Source organism: Candidatus Manganitrophaceae bacterium (genome assembly GCA_016200325.1).
Taxonomy (GTDB): Bacteria; Nitrospirota; Nitrospiria; order SBBL01; family Manganitrophaceae; genus Manganitrophus.
In genome coordinates this window covers 87,670-94,496 of the sequence record JACQEZ010000015.1, presented here as the reverse complement: position 1 = coordinate 94,496, position 6,827 = coordinate 87,670, and the positions used below count along the sequence as shown (strand labels likewise).

The 6,827-nt window shown below is 54.3% G+C and carries 3 protein-coding genes and 1 tRNA gene; all 4 read left to right on the top strand.

Annotation, left to right across the window (positions count from 1 at the left end):
- Positions 1 to 77 (top strand) — tRNA-Arg (locus HY282_12900).
- A 1,165-nt stretch (positions 78 to 1,242) separates the two neighbouring features.
- Positions 1,243 to 2,019, top strand: coding sequence for a hypothetical protein (locus tag HY282_12895; GenBank protein MBI3804648.1), 777 nt, complete (start codon positions 1,243 to 1,245; stop codon positions 2,017 to 2,019).
- 25 nt (positions 2,020 to 2,044) lie between these two features.
- On the top strand, positions 2,045 to 3,163 hold the full coding sequence (locus HY282_12890) for a hypothetical protein (protein ID MBI3804647.1): 1,119 nt from the start codon (positions 2,045 to 2,047) through the stop codon (positions 3,161 to 3,163).
- A 776-nt stretch (positions 3,164 to 3,939) separates the two neighbouring features.
- Complete coding sequence (locus HY282_12885) at positions 3,940 to 6,780, top strand: EAL domain-containing protein (protein MBI3804646.1); 2,841 nt, start codon at positions 3,940 to 3,942, stop codon at positions 6,778 to 6,780.
- Positions 6,781 to 6,827: the final 47 nt, after the last annotated feature.

Here is a 6,827-nt window from a genome sequence, read left to right as displayed (position 1 = left end):
GCCCCCGTAGCTCAGGTGGATAGAGCAGCGGTTTCCTAAACCGCGTGCCGGGTGTTCAAATCACCCCGGGGGCACCAATTCTTTCAAAGACTGACAAAATCACTTGCAAGGTCGAACTCCCGATTGTGCTCATTTAAAGAGATTTTTATTTCAAAAAAAATAAAGAACCTATTTGAGATCGAAGTAAGAGATGTTAGACGGGGAGAGACGAGTTCGGAGAGAGAAAGCAGGATTCTTTTGAAGGCGACGGACGGCTTCCGAGAGGTCATTTTCATCGACGATATTGTACCGGTCGAAGACAGACCGGGTTTTATGGCCTGAGATCTCCATGGCGACTCTCTCAGAGATGTCTCATGATTAAGCCAGTTTTTGGGTATTTGAATTTCGGACCGAAGCCCACATAATAAAAATGCGAAGGCCATTTACAATGGAATGGAAAGGTAAGGAAATTGAAGGGGGCTTTGTCTTTGAGCGGGCATCAAAGCTGAAGCGGGCGCTGTTCTCATTTTCAGTCTGCTTCAGAAGGACCGGGGAAGATGCATCGACCCCCATCGAGGCCCCATTCTTTCACCGTCCAGGCGCCTAGCCACACCCGTCCGTGACCGCTCCCATGGAGAGAACCTCGGTATCGATCAGTGTCATCCCATTCTCCAACGTGAAAACCCAGTGGCCTTTCCGGAAGATCCCCTCCCGAACAGAAGCACCTTCAATCAGGCCTCTCTCTCCGACAAACGCCACCACCCAGCCGGGCCGGATTGGGTAGGACGCTGTCTCGGGTTGACTGGGATTCTGGGGCGGTCGTGAACCACTCGGTTGTTCCGATCGAGTACACGCACCCTCGGAAGGCCCCTGGGACCGACCTCCAGCTCCCGGTTTTTTCGAGTCTCGACCCTCACCCCGGGGTTTGAGATGCTCTCATAAAGGACGTTCACCTTCTACCCTCTGCCGGTCTCCCGGCGCACTTCTCCTACTCTCCTTCCTTCTCGCCCATTCAAGATACGTGCGTGAAACTTTTTTCCGCCGCATTGTAATGCCGCCCCTAGTTCCCTTCATCGCTCCTTACAATACAATGAATTATTATTCCATCGACATGAGTGACCCTCGATTTACACCTTTACACCGTTGCCGTAATCGACCTCTTGAGGAGAACGCACCCTCGGACCCCATTGTCTTATTTACCGACGACAAGGAAATTCCCGTACCGATCAACTTGTTTGTCAATCCGTCTTCAAGGAGTAAAAAATGATTAAAATACTATTCTCATTTCTGATGATACTCGCGATTGCCTCGTCCGCTCATGCGGCTGAAAGCGATATCGCCCTGGAATTTGAAGGCCGTTACTGGTTTACGCATCTGAAAGCAAGCGCGAGGTTCGATGACCAGGTCCGTGGAACCGAGATCAATCTGGAAAGAGATCTCGACTTAGGTAATAAGAATTTTCCTGAGGGGAGGTTCACCTGGTATACGGGACCGAAGAGCAATTTGTTTTTCGATGTGGCCTGGGCAAAGTGGGACAGTGAAAGAACCCTGGATAGAACCATTAACATCCGAGATCGGACGTTTACGCTCGGCGCGCGTGTCGATTCGGAGCTGGACTTCCAAATGTACATCCTCGGGTGGATCTGGCAGTTCATCGACCTCTCCCACGGCCTCGTCAAGCTCGGCACGCTGGTCGATGTGCGGGCCGCTCACACAGTTCTTTCTGTCGATGGAGCGGTGAACAACTTTTCCCAACACGTGGAGGAGAGTCGGCTTACCCCAATGGCCTCGATCGGCTTCGCGCTCGATATCAATCCGATCCAATGGATCATTCTATACGCCAGAGGCTCCGGGATTCCGAACACCCCCTATGGTTATTTCATCGATGGAGAGGCCGGTATCAAGATCATCCCGTTTAAAAATTTCAGCATCGTTGGAGGATACCGATATGAGGACTTCCGCACGAGAAACGCCAGTGACACGATCGAGGAGAGGCTTCGTCTGGCCGGTCCGTTCGCAGGGTTGTCACTTCGGTTTTAAATCGATGTCAAATGGAGGTGCTTTAATGAGAATCTTAAGATCGGTTTTTCTTGTTGCGCTCTCTCTCTTTTCAGCCTGCTCCGGCAACTCCAGCGAATCCTCTTCATTCCCGATCGTGCCCCCTCAGGAAGCGCAGATTGTCCAGGAGATTCAAGCGACGGGAATTGACAAATATTTTGGACAAACAGCGTCCCGCACGGAACAACAGGCGCAGTGGGAGGTTCATTTTTTCAATCCGGCCGAGGGACGGGCGATCTGCCTCTTCGGCGCCGAATATCAGATCAGCATCCGCCGTGGCGCATCCAACAATGTCCTGTTTTATCTTCAAGGGGGGGGAGCCTGTTGGAACGCGGAGAGCTGTCTGGATGTAAAGACCGCCAGCGATACGGCCGTACGGGACCCCGAGACCGGGATTTTGGACGCATCCCAGCCGAACAATCCGTTTAAAGACTGGAATGTTGTGTTTGTCTCCTATTGCGATGGATCGGTCTTCAGCGGTGATAACGTGCTCCAGTACCGGGATGTAACCACCTACCATCATGGCCTTGAGAACCTCGGTGCGGCCGTCACCACGACGCAACGGACGTTTCCGACCCCCGATAAAGTGTTGGTGGCCGGGTCGAGCGCCGGAGGATATGGAGTCCTCGTTGCCATGCTCATGGTAAAACTGACCTTTCCTGATCGGAGCAATTGGGTATTGAGCGATTCCGGCCCTGGAATTCAGAACCTAAACGAGACAACGATCATGCCGCAGCGCAATCAGAACTGGCCCTTTCCCCCTCATATTCTGCCCGCCAGCTGCACCAACTGTGCACAACAACCGGCTTATTTATATGAGTGGGCGATCAGCCGCGATCCGAATTTGCGCGTCGGGCTCTTCTCTGCGCTTCAGGATGTTGTCATCCGGTCGTTTCTTCTGCTCGATGGACCCGGATATGAAGCGCTGCTTCTTCAGGTCACAAATGACATCTCCAGCCGGGTCGGAGCAAGGTACCGCCGTTTCTTCATTGCCGGACCGAGGCATACGGTCCTGCTCGACCCGGCCTTTTATATTTTGAGCCTCAATGGAATAACGATGGCCGAATGGACTGGCGCCATGGCCAACAACAACGACGCCGGCTGGCCTGATCTCATAGAGCAGTAAAGTGCTGGCGTCCAGCGAACCGTTTTCGACCTCTCTCAGGAGGACAGATGCTGAAGAAAAATTGAAAAAGGTGACAGCCCGAATTTCTAATTGGGGTTTTTAGCACATCCCCGCAAAACGGTATCGTATACCCTTATGAAATATTCGCTCATTTCACTTAGAGCATGACTGTTCGGCAGGAGCCCTTCTCTTCTTTGTCTGAAGCAAATTGTATCGATGCTCCAAGGAGCCAGGAGGATGCAGAATCATTTCTGAGGGAGGACAGGGCGGCGGCGCAGGATCGTTGATATCTTTGGAGGGAGATCTCTCATGATCCGAAAGAAGATCAAAGAGGGTGAGCCGATTGAGGTGACACTCACAAGGGGGCCAAAGCATGAATGATCTCCTCTTGGAGGAGACGGATCATTCGGCGGGCCTTCTCCACATTTCTCTGTGACAGGGAAGCTATTTTCCGATGTCTTCGTTCCAGAGGGTGGGGTGTTCTCGGATGAATTCACGCATGAGTTGAACACAGGAGAGATCGTCCAGGACTTCCACCCAAACGCCTCGGCTCTTCAGCAGGGGCGGCAACGATTCGGGGGCATTCCGTTTCGGCGTTCAATCGACGTCTTCTGTTGCGAGAACGCTTCTGAATCCATAGATTTTCTGATTGACACATTCTTGAGGTTAGGATAATGCTTTATTGTTGCTCGATTACAGAACACAATCAATGTTTTGCAATGGGCCGGCCACATAAAAATGAATGATGACCATTGTTCAGAGAGAGAAGGCGTTCGATGGGTAAATCGCTCCGTGTGTTAATCCTCCACGACGCGGGAAATGATGTTGAGTTAATTGTCAGGACACTGGAATCGGGCGGCAATGCCGTGACGTTCAAACAGATCGAAACGCCGGAATCGATGAGAGCGGCCCTCGATCGGGACGGCTGGGACCTGATTGTTTCCGATGTGATGATGCTCCGATTCAGCGGGTTCGCCGCCCTGGCATTGATTCAAGAGAAAGAAATCGACCTTCCCTTGATCATTGTGTCCGGAAGGACCGGTGAAGAGACCGCCGTCGATCTTTTAAAGGCCGGCGCCGATGATTACATCCCGAAAGATAATTTAACGCGACTGGTTCCGGCGGTCAAACGGGCGCTGCGCGAGGGGGAAGGACGCCGCGCGCAAAGAGAGACTCAGAACGCGCTGCGCCAAAATGAAGAGCACTTCCGCCAGCTGGCCGAAAACATCCAGGAGGTTTTCTTCCTGACCGATGCAGCGGTGACCGCGATGCTCTATATCAGCCCGACCTATGAAAAGGTCTGGGGCCGCTCCTGCCGGAGCCTCTATGACGATCCCCGCTCCTGGCTTGAAGGAATCCATCCGGACGATCGGACGCAGGTGCTGCAGCAACTCGCGCAGCGTCCGACCCACTTTGAAGCCGAATACCGGATTGTCCGACCGGACGGGACCCTTCGGTGGATCTGGGCGCGCACCTTTCCGATTAAGGACGAAAAAGGTAAAATCTATCGGCTGGCCGGCATTGCGGAAGATGTCACTCGGCGTAAAGCGGTGGAAGAGGCGCTTCAGCAAAGTGAGGGGCGTTTTCGGCAGTTGGCCGAGAATATCACCGAGGTATTCTGGATGACCGTTCCCGATATGAAGGAGATGCTCTATATCAGCCCCGGTTATGAGAAGGTCTGGGGCCGCAGCTGTGAGAGCCTTTACCGGCGCCCGGTCTCCTGGCTCGATGCCATCCATCCCGACGATCGGGGCCGGATTGAAAAAGCAGCCGTCTCCCGTGCGGTGCTCGGCACCTATGATGAAGAGTATCGGATCATCCGGCCGGATGGCGCCATTCGCTGGATCCACGATCGCGCCTTCCCGGTTAAAGATAAATTGGAGCGGATCTATCGTATCATCGGAATCGCCGAGGACATCACCCAGCACAAACAGGCCGAGGAGTCGGTGCGGAAGAGCGAAGCGCAGTATCGTGCGTTGGCTGAAGCGGCACAGGATGCGATTTTTTTAATCAGCCCCGAGGGGACGCTCCAATATGTAAATAGCTTTGCCGCTTGGCAGCTGGGGCGCTTTCCGGAAGAGATCGTCGGAAAGAGACATGATGCGTTCTTCACGCCGCCGGTCGCCGAGATCCAGAAGAAGAACCTCCGGAAGATCATTGAGACCGGCGAGCCGCTCTACAGCGAAGAGGAGCTGACCTTCCATCAGCAGACGACCTGGATGAGTATCCGGATGGTTCCGCTGAAGAATGAGGCAGGAGAAATTGATTCGATCCTGGGGATCGCGCGGGACATCGGCGAGCGGAAAAAGACGGAAGAGATCATCCAGAAGATCGCTTTTTATGACGCCCTCACCGGCCTGCCGAACCGGAACAAGCTCTATGATCACCTCGTCGAGTTCATGAGATCCGATCCGGACGAGACCACCCATATGGCGCTGCTGCTGATGGATCTCGATCGTTTCAGGGAGATCAACGATACGCTGGGCCATCACCGGGGCGATCTCCTGCTGCAGCATCTGGGCGCGCGCCTTCAGAAGACGATCTTCGACCGGGATATCGTCGCGCGTCTGGGGGGAGATGAGTTCGCAATATTGCTGACCAAACTACACAGCTACGACGACATCCAACGGGTGATCGGAAAGATTACCCGGGCCCTCGACGCCCCCTTTGTGATTGAAGGGATTCCCATTGCGGTTGAAACCAGTATTGGGATTGCACTCTATCCCGATCAGGGGGCCGATCCGGATACGCTGATCCGGCGCGCCGATGTGGCGATGTATGCGGCGAAGCAGGGGCGCAGCGGCCATCTCGTCTATGCGCCGGAGCTCGATCGGTACAATCCACAGCGCCTTTCCTTGATGGCGGAGCTGCGCCAGGCGATCGAGCAGGATCATCTGTTCCTTCACTATCAGCCGAAGATGAACTTGAAGCGCCGCGAGGTGTTTGGGGTGGAGGCCTTGGTGCGATGGAAGCACCCGGTTCAAGGAATGATCCGGCCGGATCAGTTCATCGGAGCGGCGGAGCAATCGGGCCTCATCCATCCGCTGACCCGATGGGTGGTGCAGGCGGCGATCAGTCAATGCGCGGCGTGGCGGCAGGCCGGTTTTGCACTCACCGTCTCTGCCAATCTCTCGGTCAGAAACCTGTTAAACCCGGACCTTCCCGACCTCGTGAGAAGCCTCCTGGCGTCGAGCGGACTTTTGCCCGATCAAATTGAGTTCGAGATCACGGAGAGTGCGATCATGACCGATCCCGCGCGCGCGCAGGAGATCCTGGCAGAGCTGCATCGGACCGGGATTCGGTTCTCGATCGATGATTTCGGCATCGGCTACTCCTCTTTAAGCTATCTGCAGAAGCTTCCGGTCGACGCCGTTAAAATCGATAAATCTTTTGTCATGCGGATGCAGGAGAAGGAGGGAGACCGTACCATCGTCCGCTCCACGATTGACCTTGCCCACAATCTTGGATTGAAGGTGATCGCGGAGGGGGTGGAGAATCAGTCGATCCTCGATCAGCTGACGGAAATGGGGTGTGACGCCGCCCAAGGTTATTTTATCAGCCGGCCGATCTCTCATGAAGCGCTCACGCAGTGGCTTAAGCATCCACCCCGGTTTTAGGCATCACCCTCGATCCGATCTTCACATCGGTCGGGCTAACTACAGAA

What these genes read in the sequence shown, in the direction of transcription:
- HY282_12890 (MBI3804647.1), top strand. Translation starts at nt 2,045, where the DNA reads ATGAGAATCTTAAGATCGGTTTTTCTTGTTGCGCTCTCTCTCTTTTCA.
- HY282_12895 (MBI3804648.1), top strand. Translation starts at nt 1,243, where the DNA reads ATGATTAAAATACTATTCTCATTTCTGATGATACTCGCGATTGCCTCG.
- HY282_12885 (MBI3804646.1), top strand. Translation starts at nt 3,940, where the DNA reads ATGGGTAAATCGCTCCGTGTGTTAATCCTCCACGACGCGGGAAATGAT.